This is a genomic window from Curtobacterium sp. AC272 (assembly GCF_979258155.1).
The window spans coordinates 1,757,368-1,776,993 of the sequence record NZ_OZ409838.1 but is presented as its reverse complement, the minus strand read 5'-3'; the positions used below and the strand labels follow the sequence as shown (position 1 = coordinate 1,776,993).

Annotated in this window: 23 protein-coding genes and 4 pseudogenes; 9 read left to right on the top strand and 18 right to left on the bottom strand. The window is 70.0% G+C overall.

Annotated elements, in window-relative coordinates:
- From ACZZ0J_RS09125 to ACZZ0J_RS09090, 8 genes and pseudogenes are all read right to left on the bottom strand, one after another.
- Window positions 1–671: pseudogene (locus tag ACZZ0J_RS09125) on the bottom strand (SDR family oxidoreductase).
- Window positions 668–2,149 (bottom strand): DUF6421 family protein, encoded by a 1,482-nt coding sequence (locus ACZZ0J_RS09120; RefSeq protein WP_463436339.1) that lies wholly within the window; start codon window positions 2,147–2,149, stop codon window positions 668–670. Before ACZZ0J_RS09120 ends, ACZZ0J_RS09125 begins: the two are co-directional and overlap by 4 nt.
- Window positions 2,150–2,339: 190 nt before the next feature.
- Entirely contained in the window at window positions 2,340–2,636 is a 297-nt protein-coding gene (locus ACZZ0J_RS09115) for a hypothetical protein (RefSeq protein WP_463436337.1), read from the bottom strand.
- The gene (locus ACZZ0J_RS09110) at window positions 2,636–3,361 is read right to left on the bottom strand and encodes a hypothetical protein (protein ID WP_194673168.1); all 726 of its coding nucleotides are present in this window, start codon (window positions 3,359–3,361) and stop codon (window positions 2,636–2,638) included. Before ACZZ0J_RS09110 ends, ACZZ0J_RS09115 begins: the two co-directional genes overlap by 1 nt.
- Complete coding sequence (locus ACZZ0J_RS09105) at window positions 3,358–3,807, bottom strand: hypothetical protein (RefSeq protein WP_463436335.1); 450 nt, start codon at window positions 3,805–3,807, stop codon at window positions 3,358–3,360. The genes ACZZ0J_RS09110 and ACZZ0J_RS09105 overlap by 4 nt, the downstream gene beginning before the upstream one ends.
- A 113-nt stretch (window positions 3,808–3,920) precedes the next feature.
- Window positions 3,921–4,190 (bottom strand): annotated as a pseudogene (locus tag ACZZ0J_RS09100) (ATP-binding cassette domain-containing protein); the annotation flags it as partial.
- 62 nt (window positions 4,191–4,252) lie between these two features.
- Window positions 4,253–4,507 carry a hypothetical protein gene (locus ACZZ0J_RS09095; RefSeq protein WP_131921396.1) on the bottom strand — a complete coding sequence of 85 codons (255 nt, stop codon included), beginning with the start codon at window positions 4,505–4,507 and terminating at the stop codon, window positions 4,253–4,255.
- A 59-nt stretch (window positions 4,508–4,566) separates the two neighbouring features.
- Window positions 4,567–4,857, bottom strand: a complete 291-nt coding sequence (locus tag ACZZ0J_RS09090; protein ID WP_463436332.1) for a hypothetical protein — start codon at window positions 4,855–4,857, stop codon at window positions 4,567–4,569.
- 316 nt (window positions 4,858–5,173) lie between these two features.
- Here ACZZ0J_RS09090 and ACZZ0J_RS09085 point away from each other — a divergent pair, with 316 nt between their 5' ends.
- Together ACZZ0J_RS09085 and ACZZ0J_RS09080 are read left to right on the top strand one after the other, a co-directional pair.
- A complete protein-coding gene (locus tag ACZZ0J_RS09085; protein ID WP_463436330.1) occupies window positions 5,174–5,749 on the top strand; it encodes a TetR family transcriptional regulator in 576 nt (191 codons plus the stop codon).
- Between the two features lie 32 nt (window positions 5,750–5,781).
- Window positions 5,782–6,003, top strand: coding sequence for a hypothetical protein (locus ACZZ0J_RS09080; protein ID WP_123341204.1), 222 nt, complete (start codon window positions 5,782–5,784; stop codon window positions 6,001–6,003).
- A 45-nt stretch (window positions 6,004–6,048) separates the two neighbouring features.
- Here the strand turns inward: ACZZ0J_RS09080 and ACZZ0J_RS09075 are convergent, their stop codons facing one another.
- Entirely contained in the window at window positions 6,049–6,693 is a 645-nt protein-coding gene (locus ACZZ0J_RS09075; protein WP_463436328.1) for a GntR family transcriptional regulator, read from the bottom strand.
- Window positions 6,694–6,813: 120 nt separating this feature from the next.
- Between ACZZ0J_RS09075 and ACZZ0J_RS09070 the strand changes: the two genes are divergently transcribed.
- From ACZZ0J_RS09070 to ACZZ0J_RS09060, 3 genes are all read left to right on the top strand, one after another.
- Window positions 6,814–7,521 (top strand): DUF969 domain-containing protein, encoded by a 708-nt coding sequence (locus ACZZ0J_RS09070; protein ID WP_123291728.1) that lies wholly within the window; start codon window positions 6,814–6,816, stop codon window positions 7,519–7,521.
- The gene (locus ACZZ0J_RS09065) at window positions 7,518–9,629 is read left to right on the top strand and encodes a 5-oxoproline transporter, DUF979 family subunit (RefSeq protein ID WP_463436325.1); all 2,112 of its coding nucleotides are present in this window, start codon (window positions 7,518–7,520) and stop codon (window positions 9,627–9,629) included. Before ACZZ0J_RS09070 ends, ACZZ0J_RS09065 begins: the two co-directional genes overlap by 4 nt.
- 150 nt (window positions 9,630–9,779) lie before the next feature.
- The gene (locus ACZZ0J_RS09060) at window positions 9,780–10,538 is read left to right on the top strand and encodes a glycoside hydrolase family 16 protein (protein ID WP_194647001.1); all 759 of its coding nucleotides are present in this window, start codon (window positions 9,780–9,782) and stop codon (window positions 10,536–10,538) included.
- A gap of 11 nt (window positions 10,539–10,549) precedes the next feature.
- Here ACZZ0J_RS09060 and ACZZ0J_RS09055 read toward each other — a convergent pair whose 3' ends face one another.
- From ACZZ0J_RS09055 to ACZZ0J_RS09040, 4 genes are all read right to left on the bottom strand, one after another.
- On the bottom strand, window positions 10,550–10,852 hold the full coding sequence (locus tag ACZZ0J_RS09055) for a putative quinol monooxygenase (RefSeq protein ID WP_111086660.1): 303 nt from the start codon (window positions 10,850–10,852) through the stop codon (window positions 10,550–10,552).
- Window positions 10,853–10,917: 65 nt separating this feature from the next.
- Window positions 10,918–11,817 carry a 5-oxoprolinase subunit C family protein gene (locus ACZZ0J_RS09050; protein WP_463436321.1) on the bottom strand — a complete coding sequence of 300 codons (900 nt, stop codon included), beginning with the start codon at window positions 11,815–11,817 and terminating at the stop codon, window positions 10,918–10,920.
- Window positions 11,814–12,446 (bottom strand): 5-oxoprolinase subunit B family protein, encoded by a 633-nt coding sequence (locus ACZZ0J_RS09045; protein ID WP_463436319.1) that lies wholly within the window; start codon window positions 12,444–12,446, stop codon window positions 11,814–11,816. Before ACZZ0J_RS09045 ends, ACZZ0J_RS09050 begins: the two co-directional genes overlap by 4 nt.
- On the bottom strand, window positions 12,443–13,204 hold the full coding sequence (locus tag ACZZ0J_RS09040; RefSeq protein WP_463436317.1) for a LamB/YcsF family protein: 762 nt from the start codon (window positions 13,202–13,204) through the stop codon (window positions 12,443–12,445). Before ACZZ0J_RS09040 ends, ACZZ0J_RS09045 begins: the two co-directional genes overlap by 4 nt.
- Before the next feature lie 172 nt (window positions 13,205–13,376).
- Between ACZZ0J_RS09040 and ACZZ0J_RS09035 the strand changes: the two genes are divergently transcribed.
- Entirely contained in the window at window positions 13,377–13,559 is a 183-nt protein-coding gene (locus tag ACZZ0J_RS09035; RefSeq protein ID WP_463436315.1) for a hypothetical protein, read from the top strand.
- A gap of 113 nt (window positions 13,560–13,672) precedes the next feature.
- On the opposite strand, the gene ACZZ0J_RS09030 is transcribed toward ACZZ0J_RS09035, so the two are convergent.
- Window positions 13,673–14,257, bottom strand: coding sequence for a TetR/AcrR family transcriptional regulator (locus tag ACZZ0J_RS09030; RefSeq protein ID WP_463436313.1), 585 nt, complete (start codon window positions 14,255–14,257; stop codon window positions 13,673–13,675).
- A gap of 131 nt (window positions 14,258–14,388) precedes the next feature.
- On the opposite strand from ACZZ0J_RS09030, the gene ACZZ0J_RS09025 reads away from it, so the two are divergent.
- From ACZZ0J_RS09025 to ACZZ0J_RS09015, 3 genes are all read left to right on the top strand, one after another.
- Window positions 14,389–15,753: an MFS transporter gene (locus ACZZ0J_RS09025; protein WP_194646996.1), complete on the top strand. Its 1,365-nt coding sequence runs from the start codon at window positions 14,389–14,391 to the stop codon at window positions 15,751–15,753.
- Between the two features lie 92 nt (window positions 15,754–15,845).
- Window positions 15,846–16,679 carry a sugar phosphate isomerase/epimerase family protein gene (locus tag ACZZ0J_RS09020; protein WP_111086653.1) on the top strand — a complete coding sequence of 278 codons (834 nt, stop codon included), beginning with the start codon at window positions 15,846–15,848 and terminating at the stop codon, window positions 16,677–16,679.
- The gene (locus tag ACZZ0J_RS09015; RefSeq protein WP_123939342.1) at window positions 16,676–17,827 is read left to right on the top strand and encodes a Gfo/Idh/MocA family protein; all 1,152 of its coding nucleotides are present in this window, start codon (window positions 16,676–16,678) and stop codon (window positions 17,825–17,827) included. Before ACZZ0J_RS09020 ends, ACZZ0J_RS09015 begins: the two co-directional genes overlap by 4 nt.
- Window positions 17,828–17,927: 100 nt before the next feature.
- Here the strand turns inward: ACZZ0J_RS09015 and ACZZ0J_RS09010 are convergent.
- From ACZZ0J_RS09010 to ACZZ0J_RS08995, 4 genes and pseudogenes are all read right to left on the bottom strand, one after another.
- Window positions 17,928–18,050: pseudogene (locus tag ACZZ0J_RS09010) on the bottom strand (DivIVA domain-containing protein); the annotation flags it as partial.
- A 39-nt stretch (window positions 18,051–18,089) separates the two neighbouring features.
- Window positions 18,090–18,182: pseudogene (locus ACZZ0J_RS09005) on the bottom strand (DivIVA domain-containing protein); the annotation flags it as partial.
- A gap of 79 nt (window positions 18,183–18,261) precedes the next feature.
- On the bottom strand, window positions 18,262–18,606 hold the full coding sequence (locus ACZZ0J_RS09000) for a hypothetical protein (protein WP_123341193.1): 345 nt from the start codon (window positions 18,604–18,606) through the stop codon (window positions 18,262–18,264).
- Window positions 18,607–18,752: 146 nt separating this feature from the next.
- Complete coding sequence (locus tag ACZZ0J_RS08995; RefSeq protein ID WP_463436307.1) at window positions 18,753–19,574, bottom strand: alpha/beta hydrolase; 822 nt, start codon at window positions 19,572–19,574, stop codon at window positions 18,753–18,755.
- Window positions 19,575–19,626: the final 52 nt, after the last annotated feature.

Sequence of the window (19,626 nt, the reverse complement as noted above, 5' to 3'; positions counted from 1 at the left end):
TCATCCTAAGGAGAGCGAGAGCGAGAGACGGGCGCCGTTCACGTCCGCCGGCGGTGCCGCCCAGAGCCGCACGACGTCGTCGCCGAGCCGCTCTTCGAGACCGGCCAGGGCACCGACGACGAAGACGGTGGCTGCCGCCGAGTCCGGTGCGTCCTTCCGGAAGCCCTGGGCCACGGCACGGACCCATGCGTCGGAGGCGGCCTTGGCGGCTGCGTAGTTCGCGGCACCCGCGGTGGGGGAGTCGACGGCGGTGGACGAGACGAACGCGAGTCGTCCGGCCGGTGACGCCACCAGGTCGTCGTAGAAGACGCGCGTGGTGTTCCGCAGGGTGCGGAACGCCCGGTCGAAGAAGTCCCAGTCGTCGTCCGACTGGCCGGCGATGCCGCCGCCCTGCGCCACCCACCGACCAGGTGGACCAGCCCGTCGACCGGTCCCGCCGTCTCGCGGACCGCAGCCGCGAGCGCGGTGACCGCCCCGAGGTCTGCGAGGTCGCACGTGTGGGTCGTGACGCCCGGGACGGAGGCGCGCAGGGCCTCCAGTGCGTCCGGTCTGGTGCCGACCGCGACGACGGCCGCTCCGGCGGAGGTGAGTGCGCGCGCGACGGCCGCGCCGCTGGTGCTGGTCGCGCCCGCGACCAGCACCGTGCGACCGGACAGGGATCCAGCGCTCACGCGGCGACGTCCGGAACGGACGGAGCAGCGGGCGGAGCAACCGACGACGAGCCGGTGATGCCGGCCGTCGATGCGATGACCGCAGCCATCTTCTTGTTCAGTGCCTCGTAGAACATCGACAGCGGGAATTCGTCGTCGAGTACGGCGTCGGTGTAGCCCTTGGGCATTCCGGCGAGCGTTTCCTCCGGCAGTCCCCGCGCCCATCTCGATGCCGGGTGCGGCGTGAGCGTCCGGGTCAGCATCTCGTACGCGGCGAGCCAGTGCGCCGATTTCGGTCGGTCGATCGACCGCCGGTACAACTCGTTGATCTGATCGCTGAGCGCGATGATCACATCGGGAACGGCATCCCAGTCGATGGTGAGCTGCGTGTCCGTCCAGTGCAGGACATCGTGCTGGTGCATCCACGCGAACAACAACTGCCCGCCGAGCCCGTCGTAGTTCCGGACACGGCTGCCGGTGATCGCGAACCGGAAGATGCGGTCGAAGACGACGGCGTACTGCACCAGGCGGGCGTGGTCGCGGATCGCGCGTCGGGCATCGTCGAGATCTGCGTCCGGCACCGCGGAAAGCGCGCGTTCGAGCCGCACGGATTCCCGGAACGCCGTCAGGTCGCAGCGGAGTTCTTCCAGCGAGTAGAGGAAGAACGGCATCCGCTGCTTGATCATGAACGGGTCGAACGGCAGGTCCCCGCGCATGTGCGATCGGTCGTGGATGATGTCCCACATCACGAAGACCTGTTCCGTCAGCTCCTGGTCGTCGAGCATCGCTGCAGCGTCGTCCGGCAACTCCAGTTTGGTGATCTCCGCAGCGGCACGGACGACGCGGCGGTAGCGAGCGGCTTCGCGGTCCTGGAAGATCGCGCCCCACGTGAACGTCGGGATCTCGCGCATCGCGACCGTCTCGGGGAACAGCACCGCAGAATTCGTGTCGTACCCGGGCGTGAAGTCGACGAACCGCAACGCGACGAAGAGCGTGTTGCTGTAGTCGCCCGCTTCGAGTTCCGCGATGAACTCCGGCCAGATGACCTCGACCAGGACGGCTTCGACGAACCGCGAGGAACTGCCGTTCTGCGTCACCATCGGGAAGACGACCAGGTGGCCGAGTCCGTCGATGCGGTGCTGTTGCGGCTGGAATGCGTTCAGTGCGTCGAGGAAGTCGGGAACGCCGAAACCGTCGCGTTCCCAGCGTGCGAAGTCGCGCTGCAGTGCGGCGAGGTACGCCGCATCGTGCGGAAAGAACGGGGCGAGTTCGGCAACGGCCGGGAGGATCGTGGCCAGGTGTTCCGAAGCGGTCGCGTGGTCCGACTGGTCGGGTATCGAGCCGTCGGCCGTCTGCAGCGCACGGAACGACACGACAGCGGCTTTCAGCCGCGTCCACGCGGGATGCTCGGCGACCTCGCGCACCGACGGGCGGTCCTCGACGACCTCGGGTTCTCCGACGATGGCGCCCTGCGTGAACTCCTGGACGAACTGTGACATGTCGAACCTCCCGTCATTGGGCTGGCCGCGGATCTGCGGCGTGGTGGTGCGCTTGTCATGAGCCTAGGGAGGATCGGGGGACGCATTCTTGCCCATCCGCGGGGGTTTCGTGCGCCGGGGCATTCTCCGCGCACGCGATGCCGTTCGGCGCGCAACGTTTCGCCGGCGCGGGCTCGGGGAGCGTCAGCAGCTACGACTTCGTGACGGCGGCGATCGCCTCGCTCATGGTCGAGCTCGGGTGCTCTGCACGCCATCGCCGCACTGCCGCAGGGTCCGGCGATGCTCCCTGGGGGATCGGCGTGGTCCCGATGACGCTCGGCGCAGACGCCGCCCAGGCGAGCGTGGCCAGCGCAGCAACGCAGGCGGAGAGCAGGTCGAGAACCAGCCAGGCGCCGCAGGTCACGACCACCCCGCCGACGAGGTCGAGCGTCGGTACGCGATGTCTCGTAGGGCGCCCGCTTGCCTTGCCCGCGGTCGGACCAAGCATCAGCGAGGCTCCGCGCGGAGTTGTCGGACCCACCCGAGCGCGAGCGGGAGTGCGGTCCAGACCGCGAATGACGTCACCGCGGGCCCGAGTCCGACAGTGGTCTCCGATGTGATGGTCCAGGACAGTTGCGGCTCCGCGAGCCAAGACGCGAAGCCGTACGGGTTCAGCCAGTCGACCAGGCCGGGTGTGAACGCGAGCCCGATGGTCAGGAGAAAAGGTCCGAACACGGCGATGAGCAGGGCGAGCGCCGTTCGCAGCACGAGGCTCGCAACGGCGATTGCCGTGAGGGTTGCCGCGACCGTTGTCGCAAGCATCTGCCAGAACTGCGCCAGAACGGCAACGTCAAAAACGGAACCGACAGAACCGGGCCTGCTGACAACGAAGCCGACGGCTGCGAGGAGATGGATGGCAACGAGAGTCGAGGCAGCGAGGAGCAGGATTGCGGCGTAACGGGCACCGAGTATTCGTTGTCGGCGAGGCGTGACAGCGAACGTCGTCAAAGCAGCGCGCGTGCTCCATTCCGCCGTGAACGCCATGACAGCCAGAAGGCCCATGAGCAGCGGAAGCGCAAGGCTGAGTCCGGCGACGAACGCCGCGAACGTCGTCGCATCTCGCGCAACGACAAAGGACAGCAGGACACCGCTGACGGCCGCCGCCGCGAAGGCCCAGCGCGGCCCGCGCGTATCGACCGCGCGTCGCAGTTCGACGAAAACTAATCGGATCACGTCGACTTCCCCTCGTATTCGGTCTCAGTGATGGAGGACAAGTAGGAATCAAGCCGGACGTCCTCTGCGCGGAGTGCGGAGAGCGCGATGCCCGAATCTCTGGCAAGCCGCCCGACTTCCACGGGCTCGAGGTCCACGAGCAAGCCTTCTGCCATCGGAGATGGGTGCGCCCCGACGAGCCGCAGAGCATGCGCGAAGCGCGGTTGATCCTCGGCCACGAGGAAACTCCGCCCGGTTCGTGCGCGCAGCTCCTCAAGCCGAACCTGGTCGACGACCCGTCCGCGCGAGATCGCAACGATGCGATCCGCAGTCCGCTCCACCGCCGCGAGCTGATGTGTGGAGACCAACACCGTCCCGCCCTGATCAGCGAATTGGCGAAGCATCCTGTCGAGCCACTGCATTCCTTCGGGATCCAGACCGTTGGAGGGCTCATCCAGGACGAGCACCCGAGGGCGTCCGAGTAGTGCATGCGCAAGCCCGAGTCGTTGCCGCATGCCGAGGAGAGCTTGCCGACTCGCCTCGCGGCCACCGACTGCAACCCGACGGTCTCGAGGCACTCGTCGACTCGTTGCCTGGGCTCACCGATGGTGAAGGCGGTGAGTCGGAGCGTCTCGCGAACCGACCGACCTGGGTGAAACGCTGACGCGTCGAGAAGGGAACCGAGGAACCTGGCCGGAGCGGGCAGCTCCTGGAGTTCCTGACCGTTCACCATCGCAGTGCCGACGTCCGCTCGGGTGATCCCGGTCAGGATCCGAAGCGCGGTGGACTTGCCGGCGCCGTTCGGTCCGCAGAACGCTGTGATCGTCCCCTGCGGGCAGGTGAAGGACACATCGTTGAGGGCGACGTGCTTTCCGTAGGCCTTGCGGACCCCGCGCAGTTCGATCGGGTCGCTCACGAGACCACCTGATGGACAACCAACGCCGTGCCGATTGCTGCAACGCAGATCAGGAAGGCGGCCGGGGCGGCCTTGCTCTTCGGATCGACGGTGCCTGCAAAGCCTGAGGCGGTCAGCCCGGCTGCTCCGGCTGCGACCGACAGCGGCCAGCCGCTGGCGACGAGCACGACACAGGTTGTCCCGAGCAGGACTGCACTCACTGCGAGCCCGGTGCTGACCATGTGGCGCAGACGAGAGTGTTTGACGGGCACGGACCCTCCTTCTTCGTGCGCCGGAAGGGGCGGCGGAGGCCACCCCTTCCGGCGATGGATCAGTTGAAGAACTTCCAGATGTCCCAGGCAGTGATGAGGGCGCTGATGGTCTTCACGACCGTCTTGATCGCCGGCCACGCCGTCCGCTGGAAGGTTGCGTAGGACTTCTTGACGCCGTCGGAGAGCTTCTTCCAGAGCGCGGGGATCTTCTTCAGGGCGTTGACCGCGGTCCGGATGATCGTTGACCAACTCCGCGCACTGTCACCGTCGTGACCAGAAGTCGTCGCGCCAACGGCCCCTGGCCCGGAGGGCGCAACGGCTCCCGTCGCGGCGCGGACGTCAGTCTGCACAGTTCGGACCGTGGTGCTCGACGCGGTCGCGGACGCGGACTCGGATGTCAGCGCGGACGTAAGGGGTGCCGTGGCGTTGGCTGGCACCGCGGTTCCGAAGACGGCCGCCGCCGTGATGCAGGCTACGACCCCGGTCGAGGTCCAGTTTCGCCGCTTACGGTGATGCATGATTGCTCCTTCGCGATCAACAAGGGCGTCGGACCGTGCCTGGTCCGGCGCCCGTTCGTACACAGTCGACGCTAGCAAAGTTTCAGTATCACCGGTGTGACACTGAAATGTTGCCACGAGTTGCCATTGCGTCAGTACGGTTGTCTCCATGGCACGCTTCACGCCCCCAGCCGCCGACGCGATGCGCGCACGACTCCTGCTCGCAGCACGCGACGAGTTCGCCGCAGCTGGGCTCGTCGGCGCCAAGATCGAGCGGATCGCCGCGGCGGCGTCGAGCAACAAGGCGCAGGTCTTCCACTACTTCGGCAGCAAGGAGGGGCTGTTCGACGCCCTCCTCGCCCAGACCGTCGCCGAGACGTTCGACGAGGTCCCCGTCGACACCGACGACCTCGCCGAGTGGGCTGCCCGGCTGCACGACTCGTACGTCCGGCGTCCGTGGGCCGAACGGCTCGCGACGTGGCACCGCCTCGAGCGGGGGAGCGACGGTGCGCTCGAAGCCGTCGTCGTGAGCAACGCCGAGGCCGTCGCCGCGGTGGAGCACGCCCAGCGCGCCGGGGTCCTGCCGCGCAGCTACCGGCCGGCGGTGCTGCTGGGCCTGGTGATGCACCTCGCGGCGTTCTGGAGCTCGAGTTCTCCCGAGTACGGCTCATTGGTCGCGGCGGTCGCACCGGCGCGGCGTCGGCAGATCGTGATCGACGCGGTGAAGGCACTCGTCGGGGGCTGACGTGGCGCACGGCCGGGCGTAGGGTTCGGCCCATGAGCAGCGACAACCGGTTCCTCCGCGCGACCTTCGGACGTCCGCTGGTCTGGGTCGGCGTCGTGTGGCTCGCGGTCGGGGTGCTCTGGAGCGTCCTGGCGATCATCGAGCCGAGCACGTTCCGCGCGATCATGGCCGTCCTGTGGCTCGTGCTCGGCGGCAGCATGCTCGCCGTCGCACTCCGCGACAGGAAGCGCGGCCTCGGCCGGTACCAGCGCTAGTCGAGGCGATCCGAGCGCGCAGGCAGGACCCGCACCGGGCCCCCGTCAGCCTGCCGCGTCCGCGGCCACCCGCAGCGTCCGCTCCGCATCGTCGAGGTAGTCCGCCAACAGCGCCGACGCTCGTGCCTGGTCGCCGGCGCGCAACGCCGCGACGATCGCGTCGTTCCGGTCCACGAACTCGGCGTGGAACGACCCCGGGTCGTCGGTCGTCAGGAACGCCAGCCGCATCTCGGCGAGCAGCCCGTCCATCAGTCCGTGGATCCGCGCGCTCGGGACCGCGCGCACGAGCTCGGAGTGGAACCGGATGTCCGCGGTGCCCACGGCGCCCCAGTCGCCCGCGGTGGCAGCGTCCCGTGCGGCCGTGACGGCCGCAGCGGCTGCGTCGAGCGCGGGTGACGTCGGCGAGCACGCGCGGACCGCGGCTTCCTCGAGCACCCGTCGGGCGGCGTACAGGTCGGCGACGTCCTCGGCGGAGAGGCGTCGCACGAAGACCCCGCGGTTGAACACGTGCTCGACGAGCCGGTCGCGCGCGAGCAGCCGGAAGGCCTCGCGCAGGGTGTTCCGCGACACCCCGAGCTGGTCGCTCAACCGCTCCTCGGACAGCTGCGTCCCGGGGGAGAACTCGCCCGCCGCGATCAGGGTGCGCAGCCGGTCGGCCGTCGAGTCGGCACCGCTGACGGTTCGGGTCATGTCCCGATCCTGACACGGCCTCGGGCATCGCAGGTGCGAACCCCGCGCCGTGTGACCGTCGTGTTACAGAGCAGAACACCCCCTTGCGATTGTTGAACAATGCGGTCCAGACTGTCCCGCATGTTCGTCCTCATCGGCGTCGCCGTCGTCATCATCGGGTTCGCGTTGCGCATCAACGCGCTGCTCGTCGTGACCGTCGCGGGCATCGTCACCGCGGCCATCGGCGGGATCGGTCCCGTCGGCATCCTCACCGCCTTCGGCGACGGCTTCGCGTCGAGCCGGTCCGTCACGACCTTCGCGCTCGTCCTGCCGGTCATCGGCCTGATCGAGCGCTACGGGCTGCAGGACCAGGCCAAGCGCCTGATCGCGAAGCTCGACAAGCTCACGACGGGTCGTCTGCTGGCCGGGTACCTGGCCATCCGGCAGGTCACGGCCGCGGTCGGCCTCACCAGCATCGGCGGGCCGGCGCAGACCGTGCGGCCCCTCGTGCACCCGATGGCCGAAGGGGCGGCGATCAAGAAGTACGGCCGGATCGACGAGCGGATGCGCGAGAAGATCAAGGGCTACTCGGCGTCGTCGGACACCGTCGGGGTCTTCTTCGGCGAGGACGTCTTCGTCGCCGTCGGCTCGATCCTGCTCATCACGACCTTCGTCGACGCCACCTACGGTCTGTCGCTCGAACCCATCGACCTGGCGCTGTGGGCGATCCCGACCGGCATCGCCGCGCTCCTGGTCCACGGCACGCGGCTGCTGCTGTTCGACCGCACGCTCGACAAGATGGCCGCCGACGCACGCGTCGACGCCCCGACGCAGGGAGCCGCAGCGTGATCACCAGCGAATGGCTCTACTGGCTCATCGGCGCGTTCTTCATCGCGGTCGCCGTCCTCATCGTCACGGACACCTCGCACGCGAAGCGACTCGGCAACGCGGCGTTCTGGGGGATCCTCGGGGTCTCGTTCTTCTACGGCACCTTCGTCGCCGCGAAGACGGCGCCGTCGTGGGTGCTCGGCATCGCCGTCCTGGTGATGGTCGCGCTCGCCGGACTCGGGTTCACCGGGACCACCAGTCGCACGCGGGTCGCCAGCATCCCGGGTGCCGGCACGGGGGCGGAGACCGGCCCGGCCGAGCCCACCGCTGCCGCCACGAAGCCGTCCGCCAGCACGAGCGTCCTCGCCACGACCAGCCCCGACGAGCGCGCGGCGTTCGCCACCCGGTTCGGCAACAAGCTCTTCATCCCGGCGCTGGTCGTGCCCGTGGTCGCCGTCCTCGTGGCGACGCTCGGTCCGCTCGTCTCGATCGGCGGCGAACCGCTGCTCGCCGAGGGCAGCGCGACCCTGACCGGCCTGGGCATCGGGTCGGTGCTGGCTGTGGTCGTCGCGGTGTTCGTCCTGCGCCCGCCGAGGATCGCCACGCCCATCCGCGAGGGCGGCCGTCTCCTGCAGGCCATCGGGTGGGCGGCGCTGCTGCCGCAGATGCTCTCCACCCTCGGCATCGTGTTCACCCAGGCCGGGGTCGGCGACGCCGTCGGCACGATCATCAAGTCGATCCTGCCCGGCGGTTCGCTGATCGCCGCGGTCGTCGTCTACTGCCTCGGCATGGCGCTCTTCACGATCATCATGGGCAACGCGTTCGCCGCTTTCCCGATCATGACGGCCGCCATCGGCTGGCCCGTCCTGGTGCAGGGCTTCGACGGCAACCCCGCCGCGATCTTCGCCATCGGCATGCTCGCCGGGTTCTGCGGGACGCTCGTCACGCCGATGGCCGCGAACTTCAACCTGGTGCCGGCTGCCCTGCTCGAGATGCGGGACAAGTACGGTCCGATCAAGGCGCAGATCCCGACCGCCGCCATCCTGCTCGTCGTCAACATGGGAGTCATGTACCTTGTCGCTTTCGATGCTGCCCCGCTCGACCTGACCCGGGCCGCGTGGGCTGACCGCTTCGCGGCCGTCGCCGCCGAGAACACCTCGCGCGAGTACCCGTACGCGGCGCACCACACGACGTCCGGCCCGGACGACCGGGCGCTGCCGGTCGAACTGCACCCCGCCTTCGCGACGTCCTACGACTGGCACTCGTCCGTGCACATGCACTGGCTCGCAGCGCGTCTGGTCGCGCACGGTCTGCCGGCCGACCTGGAGGCCCGGCTCACCACGATCCTGCAAGCCCACCTGAGCGCGGATCACCTGGCGACGGAAGCCGCCTACTTCCACACGACGCCGCACTACGAGCGCCCCTACGGGTGGGCCTGGCTCGCGAAGCTCGCCGCCGAGGTCTCCGCGTCCGAGGTGCCGGCCATCCGGCAGCTCGCCCCCGGGTTCGCGCCCGTCGTCGACGTTCTCGAGGACCTCGTCACCCGGTGGGTCGACGGCGCCGCCCACCCGGTGCGGCACGGGGTGCACTCGAACTCGGCCTTCGGGCTGCTGCTCGTGCTCGAGGCCGCACGGTCGCTCGGCCGCGACGAGCTCGCCGCGACGGTGGAGCGGGCGGCGCGCGAGTGGTTCGGCGAGGACGCCGGGTGGCCGTTCGACTGGGAGCGCAGCGGGCACGACTTCCTGTCCGCCGGTCTGGCCGAAGCCGACCTGATGCGGGCCGTGCTGACCCCGGCCGAGTTCGCGACGTGGTCGGACGGCTTCTTCGCCCAGGTGCGGTCGGGCGACGCGATCCTGCAGTCGACGGTGGTCCGTGACGAGAACGACCCGCAGCAGGTGCACCTGTTCGGGCTCGACCTGTCGCGAGCGGGATCGGCCCGACGCATCGCGGACGCCCTGCGCGCCGGCGAGCTCGACGACGACGGGCTCGCGAGCCTGCTCGACGAGGCGGCCGACCGGCTGTTGGCCTCGGGGCTGGCCGCCAGCGTCGGCGAAGAGTACTACTCCACGCACTGGCTCGCGAGCTTCGCCTGGGATGCCATGGAAGCACGCGAGCACGCCGCGCGCTGACCCTCGAACGAGGGGCATGGTCGCCGGTCCGGCGTGCTGCTGTCAACCCCCTGCATCGGTTGCAGAATGCACCTACCCTCGGTGCGCAGCCGAGATCCGGCTGGGTGCCCGAGGGGAACGGGTGCCACCAGTCACACCAGGGAGTGACACATGCAGCACCGCAGGATCAGGCGGACCGCACTCATCGCCGCACTCATCGGAGCCGTCGTCGTGGCGGCACCGCTCGGAGCGGGAACCGTTGCCTACGCGGGGGTCACCGCCCCGGTCGGCAACGTCGGCAAGTTCAAGCAGACCTTCGTCGAGAACTTCAGCACCACGGCCTCGGCGAACGGCCAGTTCGCGAAGACCTACGCGAACTCGTGGCAGCCCTACCCGGACGGGACGGGCGGCACGTACTACTCGGGCTCGCAGGTCAGCGCCCGCAACGGCTACATGGACGTCACGCTCGACGGCAAGCACGGAGCCGCGGGGACCTTCGGGACCCCGAACGGCGCGTGGTCGCACGTGGGCGGCAAGTTCAGCGTCCGCGCGAAGGCCACGGGCGGTGTCGGGAACGGTGCAGCGTTCATGCTGTGGCCGTCGTCGAACGTCTGGTCGGACGGCGAGATCGACTACCCGGAGGCGAACTTCGAGGGGTCGCCGATGCTCCACCACCACTCGATGGTCGCCGGGCAGGAAGCGAACTCGACGAGCATGAGCACCGGGGTGACCTGGCGCAGCTGGCACGTCTACTCGGTCGAGTGGATCCCCGGCAAGTCGGTGCAGTACCTGCTCGACGGCAAGGTCATCAAGACGGTCACGTCGAACGTGCCGAAGACCGCGCACCGGTACATGTTCCAGGTCGGCAACTGGGGTGCCGCCGGGCACCTCGACATCGACTGGGTCAGCACCTACGAGTACACGGGCTGACCCACAGCAGGTCAGCTGATCGCGATCGTCCGGGCGAACGTCCGCGCGACGGGCGGTGCGGCGACGATCGGTCCGATCGCTGCGGCACCGTCCGGGGTCGCCCGCCATGCCTCGTAGGCGTCGTGGGCGGCCCCGCTCGTCCAGGACTCGACGACGACCATGCGCGTCGGGTCGGCGTCGTCGACCAGCACCTCGAGGGACTCGCAGCCGTCGAAGGCGCGGGTCTGGGCGAGCGTCTCGCGGATCGCCGCCTCGACGGTGTCGGCAGGGACGTCGCTCCGGAACTGGACCTCGAGCAGGACGGTGATCGACATGTGGTGCACCTTTCGTCAGCAGTGTCCGACTCAACCCGCAGCGGCGCCGACCTGTTCCGGATCGGTCAGCGAGCCGGTCGTCGGTGGACGAGCCGGAAGCGGATGGTGTCGCCCGGCCGGAGCTGCGCCGCCCGGTCGACCGACTCCGGCGTGAGGACCGCCACGACGGGGTAGCCGCCGGTCACCGGGTGGTCGGCGAGGAACAGCACCGGGAAGCCCTCCGGCGGGACCTGCAGTGAACCGGTCTCGACCCCTTCGCTCGGCAGCTCGTGCGTCACGGCGCGGACGAGCGGCTGCGGAGCCGTGGTGCGGACCCCCACGCGGTCGCTGTCCGACCCGACGGTGAAGTCCTGACGGGTCAGGGTGTCGCGCCAGTCCGGCGTCAACCAGTCGTCGCGGGGGCCGGCGGTGACGTCGAGGACGACCGGGTCGTCCGGCCAGTGCTCGTCCGGTTGCGGCACGGCGTCGACGATCGGCCACGAAGCGCGCGCGTCGCCGATCGGCAGGACGTCACCCGGCGACGACGGCGGAGGCCCGAGGCGTGCGAGCGAGTCCCACGAGCGACTGCCGAGCACGGGCTCGACCGCGAACCCGCCGAGGACGGCGATGTAGGAGCGCAGCCCGGCGGTGGCCGTACCGATCCGGAGCGTGTCGCCCGGGGCGAGCATCAGGACCTCGTGCGAGGCCGCACCGCGGACCCGGCCGTCCGCCCGCTCGATCTCGACCGGGCAGGCGGCCCCGGCGGTGGCGACGGCCACGTACGCGTCGGTCCGCAGCGTGACGGAGCCGAGCAGGGCCTCCAGGACGGCCGCATCGGGACGGTTGCCGACCAGCCGGTTGGCCAGTGCTGCGGAACCACGGTCGGCGGCGCCCGCCGCGCCGAGGCCCATGTCACTGAAGCCGGGACGCCCCAGGTCCTGCGTGGCGACGCCGAAGCCGACCTGCAGGACGGTCAGCGCGCTCATGCCGCACCCGCGTCGACGAACCGGACCCGTGTGCCGGCGGGTGCCAGCGCCGGCGGTTCCCGGTCGAGCGACCACATCGGCACGTCGGTGCGGCCGATGAGCTGCCAGCCGCCGGGGGAGACGCGCGGGTAGACGGCGCTGAACTCGCCCGCCAGTGCGACGGCACCGCTCGGCACGGCGGTGCGCGACGTGCTCCGGCGAGGCAGGTCGAGTGACGGCTCGGTGCCGGTGAGGTAACTGAAGCCCGGGGCGAAGCCGCAGAACGCGCTCGTCCAGAGCTGGCCGGTGTGCCACGCGATCACGCGGTCGCGGCGCATGCCCGTCAGGGCGACGACCTGGTCGAGGTCCTCGCCGTCGTAGACCACCGGGATGACGAGTGGGTCCGCGGCGCTCGCCGCATCGGCGTCGGCGGACGGGACGACTCGTTCGAGTGCGCCGCGGAGTCTCGCGGCGTCGGTCGTCGCCGGGTCGTAGCGGAGCAGCAGGGTCCGTGCGCCGGACACGACCTCGGTCAGGCCGGGGACTGTGGCCGTGGTCAGCCCGGCGCGGAACGCGACGACCTGCGGCAGCGAGTCGAACGTGGCGAGCAAGGCGGTGCGCCCAGCTGGTCGGAGGTCGAGGACGGTCACGGTGCGAACGGTGCGATCGTGACGCCGTGCTCGGTCAGCAGGGCTCGGATCGCGCGGGCCATCGCGACGGCACCGGGGGAGTCGCCGTGGACGCAGACGGAGTCGGCGCTGACCCGCAGCTCGGAGCCGTCGACGGCGGTCGCGACCCCGTCGGTGACCATGCGGAGGACGCGAGCCGCGACCTCGTCCGGATCGTGCAGCACCGAACCCGGCGTGCCGCGGGACACCAGGGAGCCGTCGGGTTCGTAGGCGCGGTCGGCGAAGGACTCCGCGACCGCGCGGAGCCCGTGACGTTCGGCAGCGAGCAGGAGTTCGGAACCCGGCAGCGCGAGCACCGCGAGCGAGCTGTCGACGTCGGCGATCGCCCGGACCACGGCCTCGGCCTGGACCGGGTCGGCGCACGCGGTGTTGTACAGGGCGCCGTGGGGCTTGACGTAGGTGACCGCGGTGCCGGCGACCCGCGCGGTGGCGGCCATCGCGCCGAGCTGGTGCACGACGTCGGCGTGGAGTTCGTCCGGGGTGACGTGCACCGGACGGCGCCCGAAGCCGGCGAGGTCGCGGTAGGCGACGTGCGCTCCGATGGCAACCCCGCGCTCGGCGGCGGCGCGGGCGGTGGCGAGCATGATCGTCGGATCGCCGGCGTGGAATCCGCAGGCGACGTTGGCGCTCGACACGACGTCGAGCATCGCGGCGTCGTCGCCCATCGTCCAGGCGCCGAACCCCTCGCCGAGGTCGCTGTTCAGGTCGATCGTCGTCACGGGGACTCCCTGTCGTCGCGGGTTGTTGAACAATCTACCGAGCGGCGACTCCGCTGTCGACCGGTCGGGGCACGCGGCTGGTGGGTGGATTCCGAGCAGCGGCACGTAGCGTCCGAGGTCAGCACCTGCCGGGGGCGTCGCCCTCGGTTCGACCACTGCACTGGAGCAGACCATGACCGACAGCAGCAACACGCACGACGACGACGCCAAGGCCCCCGTGAACGACTCCGAGGGCATCGAGAAGCCGGGCGGGCTCGGCGATGACAACACCATCCCCAACGCCCCGGACGGCCTGGCCGCTGGGCACGTCGGGGACGACTCGCACTTCAACCCGGAAGAGGACGGCGAGAAGTAAGGGTCGTTCGTCGACTCGGAACGACGTCCTGGTTGTCGTACGACGACGAGGACGTCGTTCCGAGTCGACCCGGTGTCGTTCTGAGTCGACCCGGTGTCGTTCCGAGTCGGTCCCTACAACACCCGCTCCAGCAACCGCAGCGTCCCCGCGATGTCCACGTTCCGGTCCAGCAGCCACTGCACCTGCAGTCCGTCGAACGCCGCGATGATGAGCGACGCCACCTGCTCGAGGTCGGCGTCCGAGCGCCGCCCCGACGCCGCGAGCTCGTCACGCAGCTGGGCGACCAGGTTCCCCCGTGCCTCGTCGAACCGGGCGGCGAAGAACTCCCGCGCCGTCTCGTTGCCGGACTCCACCGACGCCCCGAGCAGGGTCGTGTAGAGCGTCACGAGTGCCGGCTCGCTGACGTTCCGGTCGGCGACGAAGGCCAGTCGGGTGAAGACCCCGGCCGTGTCGCCGAGTGCCCGGTCCGAGGCGGCATCGCGTTCCCGCAGGACCTCGACCAGCAGCGCTTCCCGTGACGAGAAGTAGTGCTTCAGTGCCGCGTGCGAGACCCCGATCGCATCGCCGATGGCGCGCAGCGAGGTGCCGTCGATCCCGCGCGAGGCGACGACGTCGAGCGTCTGGTCGAGGATCTCCCGCCGACGCTGCACGCCCTTGGCGTAGGGGCCCCTGGTGCCGATTCCATCGTTGGAGGTCACGCGTGCCAATGTACCGGCGCAACAATCGGGACAAAACTTCCGGTCGGAGGTTTCCGGTGCTACAGTCCCGATCACCTAGCAGCACTAGGTATTCGAGGGCCCCGAAGCCCCCTATGACTCGAGGAGGAGTCATGTCGACACCGACGTCGAAGGAAGAACCCACCCGCGGCATCGCCGGGACCGCATCACCAGCGGTCACCGCAGCCGCCGGTGCCACCGCCTCGGACGCCGCGGCGCCCCGAGCGTTCTCGGTCGAGGGGATCACGCAGTCCGTCAGCACGATGCGTGTGGGCCGCGGCTACCTCTGGGGCCTCAGCTTCGCCCAGTTCGGCCTGTTCGTCGCCCTGCTCACGCCGGTCTTCGTGAGCATGTCGATCAAGGCGACCGAGCTCAACCCCACGAGCCCCGAGACCGTGGTCGGCTCCGTCCTGCCGTTCGGTGCCCTCGGCGCACTGTTCGCCAATCCGCTGTTCGGCGCGATCTCCGACCGCACCCGCAGCCGGTGGGGCCGCCGACGCCCGTGGATGCTCGGTGGCGTCATCGTCTTCGTCGGTTCGCTCGCCTGGCTCGCGTTCTCGCCGAACGTCCTGCAGCTCACGCTGGCCTGGGTCCTCGCGCAGGTCACGGCGAACGCCGTCCTCGCCACGCTGACCGCGAGCTTCGCCGACAACGTGCCGGAGTTCCAGCGCGGCAAGGCCTCGAGCGTCATCGCCCTCGCGCAGAACACCGCCATCCTCGCGGGCCTGTACCTCGCCGTGTACCTGGTCGGGAACCTGCCGGTCCTCTTCATCGCCCCGGGTGTCCTGGCGATCATCGCGATCCTCGTCTACTGCTTCGTGGCCCGCGACGACCTGCCGACGACGCCGGTCAAGCCGTTCAGCTGGATCAACCTGATCAGCTCGTTCTGGACCAACCCGATCAAGCACCCGGACTTCGGCCTGGCATGGTGGGGTCGCTTCCTCATCACCTTCGGCACGTTCATGTTCACGACGTACCGCCTGCTCTACATGCAGGACCGCATCGGTCTGCCGCAGGCCGAGGCCGTCGGGGTCGTCGCGTTCGGCGTCCTGCTGTACACGGTCGCCCTGCTCGTCAGCGCCGCCGTCTCCGGCTGGGTGTCGGACCGCGTCCAGCGCCGCAAGGTCTTCGTCTGGGGCTCCACCGCACTGACCGCGGTCGGCCTCGTGATCCTGGCCCACGTCGACACCGTCGGCGGCTTCTACTTCGCCGAGATCGTCCTCGGCTTCGCCTTCGGCATCTACGCGGCCATCGACACCGCCCTGATCGTCGACGTGCTGCCCGACCCGGAACGCCCCGGCAAGGACCTCGGCGTCATCAACATCGCGAACGCGCTGCCGCAGTCGCTCGCTCCGGCCGTCGGCCTGTTCCTGCTCGGCATCGGCGGCGGTCAGAACTACACGCTCATGCTCTGGGGTGCCGGCGTCGCCGTCATCCTCGGCGCCCTCGTCATCCTGCCGATCAAGTCGGTCCGCTGACCAACGCAACCAGCCGGGAGGCGCAACTCGCGTCCGCAACGCGAGTCGCGCCTCCAGGCAGTCACCTGCACCACCCCCGGAAAGGACCCGACATGGCTCCCGCCATCTCCCTGCAGCTCTACACGGTGAACGCCGCGCTGGAGCCCGACCTCGACGGCGGCGTCCGCCGCCTGGCCGAGATCGGCTTCGACACCGTCGAGGCGTTCGCGTTCGTGGACCGAGCACCGCAGCTCAAGTCCGCGTTCGACGCCCACGGCATCACCGCGAAGACCGGCCACGCGTTCCTGGTCGAGGAGACCATCCCGCTGCCCGACGGCACCGTGATGACCGCTCCGTCGCACGCCGACACCTTCGCCGCGGCGAAGGAACTCGGCCTCGAGATCGTCATCGACCCGTTCGTCGGACCCGACGCGTGGACGACCCGCGAGGGCGTCGAGCGCGTCGCCGCACGGCTGAACGCCGCCGCCGTCGAGGCCGCCGAGCACGGTCTGCGCGTCGGCTACCACAACCACGACCACGAGCTCCGGCCGCAGATCGACGGACAGCCCGCGCTGCAGGTGCTCGCGTCGCTGCTCGACCCGGCCGTGGTGCTCGAGCTCGACCTGTACTGGGCGTCGGCCGCGGGCATCGACGTCGTCGCGTTCATCGAGGAGCTCGGCGACCGCATCGTCGCCGTGCACGTCAAGGACGGTCCGATGCGCGACGACATCTCCACCGCGACGATCCCCACCGACCAGACCCCGGCCGGCCAGGGCGACGTCCGGCTCGCCGAGGCGCTGCGTGCGGCGACGGCGCTCGAGTACGCCGTCATCGAGTTCGACGGGTTCGACGGGGACGTCTTCGACGGTGTGCAGCAGTCGTACGAGTGGCTCGCGGCGCAGCTCGCGCCGGCCGGTTCGTCGTCCGCATCGGAGGTGTCCGCATGACCCGCACCGGACGCGTCGGCATCGGCTTCATCGGCGCCGGCATGATCAGCGAGCAGTACCTGGCCAACCTCACGACGTTCCCCGACGTCGAGGTCGTCCGGATCGGCGACATCGACACGGAGCGCGCCGCGGCGTCGGCTTCGAAGTGGGGTGTCGCGGCCTCGGGCGACGGCGCATCCGTGCTCGCCGATCCCGACGTCGAGATCGTCATCAACCTGACGCTCCCCGCCACGCACGTCGCCGTCTCGATGGACGCCCTGCGTGCCGGCAAGCACGTGTGGAGCGAGAAGCCGATCGGCGTGGACCGTGCCTCGGCCGCGTCGCTCGTCGAACTCGCCGACTCCCTCGGGCTGAAGCTCGGCATCGCGCCCGACACCGTGCTCGGTCCGGGCTGGCAGACCGCCAAGCGTGCGATCGAGGCCGGTGCGATCGGCACCCCGCTCACCGCGGTCACGAGCATGCAGTGGCAGGGGCCGGACGTGTTCCACCCGAACGCGTCGTTCCTCTACGCCAAGGGCGCGGGCCCGCTGTTCGACATCGGCCCGTACTACTTCACGGCGCTGGTGCACCTGCTCGGACCGATCGACTCGGTCGTCGCGACGGGTTCTCAGTCGCGGTCGACGCGGCAGTTGGTCGTCGGACCGAACGCGGGCGACTCGTTCCCCGTCGAGGTGCCGACCCACGTCTCCGTCCTGACCTCGTTCGAGCAGGGTGGCAACGCACAGTCGCTGCTGTCGTTCGACACCCCGCTGTTCCGGCACGGGGTCTTCGAGGTCAACGGGACCGAGGGCACGATCGTCCTGCCCGACCCGAACACGTTCGGTGGCGGGCACCCGATCCGGATCGCGCGACCGTTGACCGCGGACGCGACGTTCCCCTTCTCGCAGGAGTGGGACGTGCTGCTCGACGAGGAGCCCACCGTCGGCCGTGGGCTCGGCGTGCTCGACATGGCGCGGGCCATCCGTGGCGGCGGCTCGCACATCGCGACCGGCGAGGTCGGCTACCACGTGCTCGACACCATGGTCGCGGTCGAGGAGTCGATCGCCGCCCGCTCGTTCATCGAGGTCGAGTCGACCGTCGCACCGATCGCTTCGCTGCCCGAGGACTTCGACCCGCTCGCGGCGACGCTGGAGGGCGCGCAGGTCTGAGGGCTGGATCGACCCGGGATCGACCCGGAACGACATCCCCGACGTCGTACGACGACGGGGATGTCGTTCTGTGTCGGTGTCGGGGTCAGCGCACCGCGTGCTGGCGGAGGGCGACGACGACCTCGTCGAGGAAGTCGTCCACCTGGTCCTGGTCGTAGCCCTCGCGGAACTTCGTGGGCTGGAACCGGGCGGCGGACACCTGCTCCGGTGTGAGCGGATCCACCGGCCGCCCCTGCTCGTACCCGGCGAGGGTGGTCTGGATCCGGTCGAGGAAGGCGTCGACCTCACCCTGGTCGTAGCCCTCCCGCCACTTGGTCGGTCGGAACCGCTTGTCGGACACGTCCTTCGCGAGCATCTGCTCCCTTCTGCATGCCCGTCATGCTCTCACGGGCCTGCGAACGGGCAGGGGCCGAGACAGCGGTGGTACCGGCAGTTCAGCGCAGTGGGAGCCGGCGGCCGAACACGGCGTCGAGGAACCGCGCGAAGCGGGACTCCGTCGGCGGCGCGGTCTGGACCGCGCGCGTCGGCGACCGGAACGCCAGGTCGTGCAGCATGTTCCGCTTCGAGCCGTCCCAGTTCGCGAACAGGTAGGTGCCGCCGATGAACGACATGCTCCTGACCGGCGTGCGCTTCCAGGAGTCGGCAGCCACGTAGTAGCCGGTGTGTCCGGAGCGGATGTGCTGGATCACGGTGTCGACGTCGATGACGCTGGTGGTCGTCACGACGGCGGTGATGCCCGTGCGGTCACGGGCGACGTACTCGATGAGGTGTTCGGTCACAGTAGGACTCTTCGTCACAGAGGCGGGACGCCACGACGGTGAACGTGGCGAAGGGTGTTCGGAACCGCCGTTGCTTCCGACAGCAGAATACGTCCGGTTCGTCGTGGCGTCACCGGAATGTCCGACGGTCGCACACGCTCGAACGTTCAGACGGGCCGACGGACCACCCACGAAGCGATCAGGTCGACGGCAGCCGTGAAGTCGATGCTGCCCGGTCGGTTGAGGAACGCGTGCCGGCTGTCGGGCAGGACGTGCCGTTCGAGATCGACCCCCGCGGCACCGAGCCGCCGTGCGAACCGGTCGCCGGATGCGCGCATCGTGTCCCGCTCGGCGTCGAGCACCAGGGTGCGCGGGAACGTGCTGAGGTCCTCCGGCGCCGGGAACGCTCCGGCACCGAGCGGCCCGGCGTAGGTGCGGTTCGCGGCGTCGAGCAACAGTGGAGCGTGCGTGATCCGCCGGTGCCCGCGCACGAGACGCTGCACCGCTGGGTCGCGGGGGATCCGCGCGTGGAAGAACCCGTACGCGAGCACGGTGCCGGCCAGCGCGGGTCCGTGAGGGACCGCGGTGGCGGCGAGGCAGGCTCCAGCGCTCGCGCCACCCAGCACCAGACCGGCCGGACACTCCTCTGCGAGCGAGCGGAGCACGGCCACGACTTCGTCCCGAGCGTGCGGTGCGCGTCGGCGTGCTCGTGGACCCGTCCGCCCGATCCAGGGCAGACCCGGCAGCGGGCCGAGGCGGTAGTCGACGGTGACCACCGGGATGCCGCGGGCGCTGAGCACCCGGGCCACGGCGTCCGACTCGGGCAGGTCCAGGTCGCCCCGGAAGAACCCGCCGCCGTGCAGCCAGACCAGGGTCGGAGCGGCTGCGGGGTCCTGCGGTCGGTAGCGCCGGATGAGGACCGGTCCGTGCGGACCCACGACGTGGTCGTCCGCGACGTCCGCCGATGCCCCGATGCCCTCTCCCCGCATGCCAGCAGACTACGGGCCGGTAACGATGCGAGCGCCGACACCGCGGTCGGTG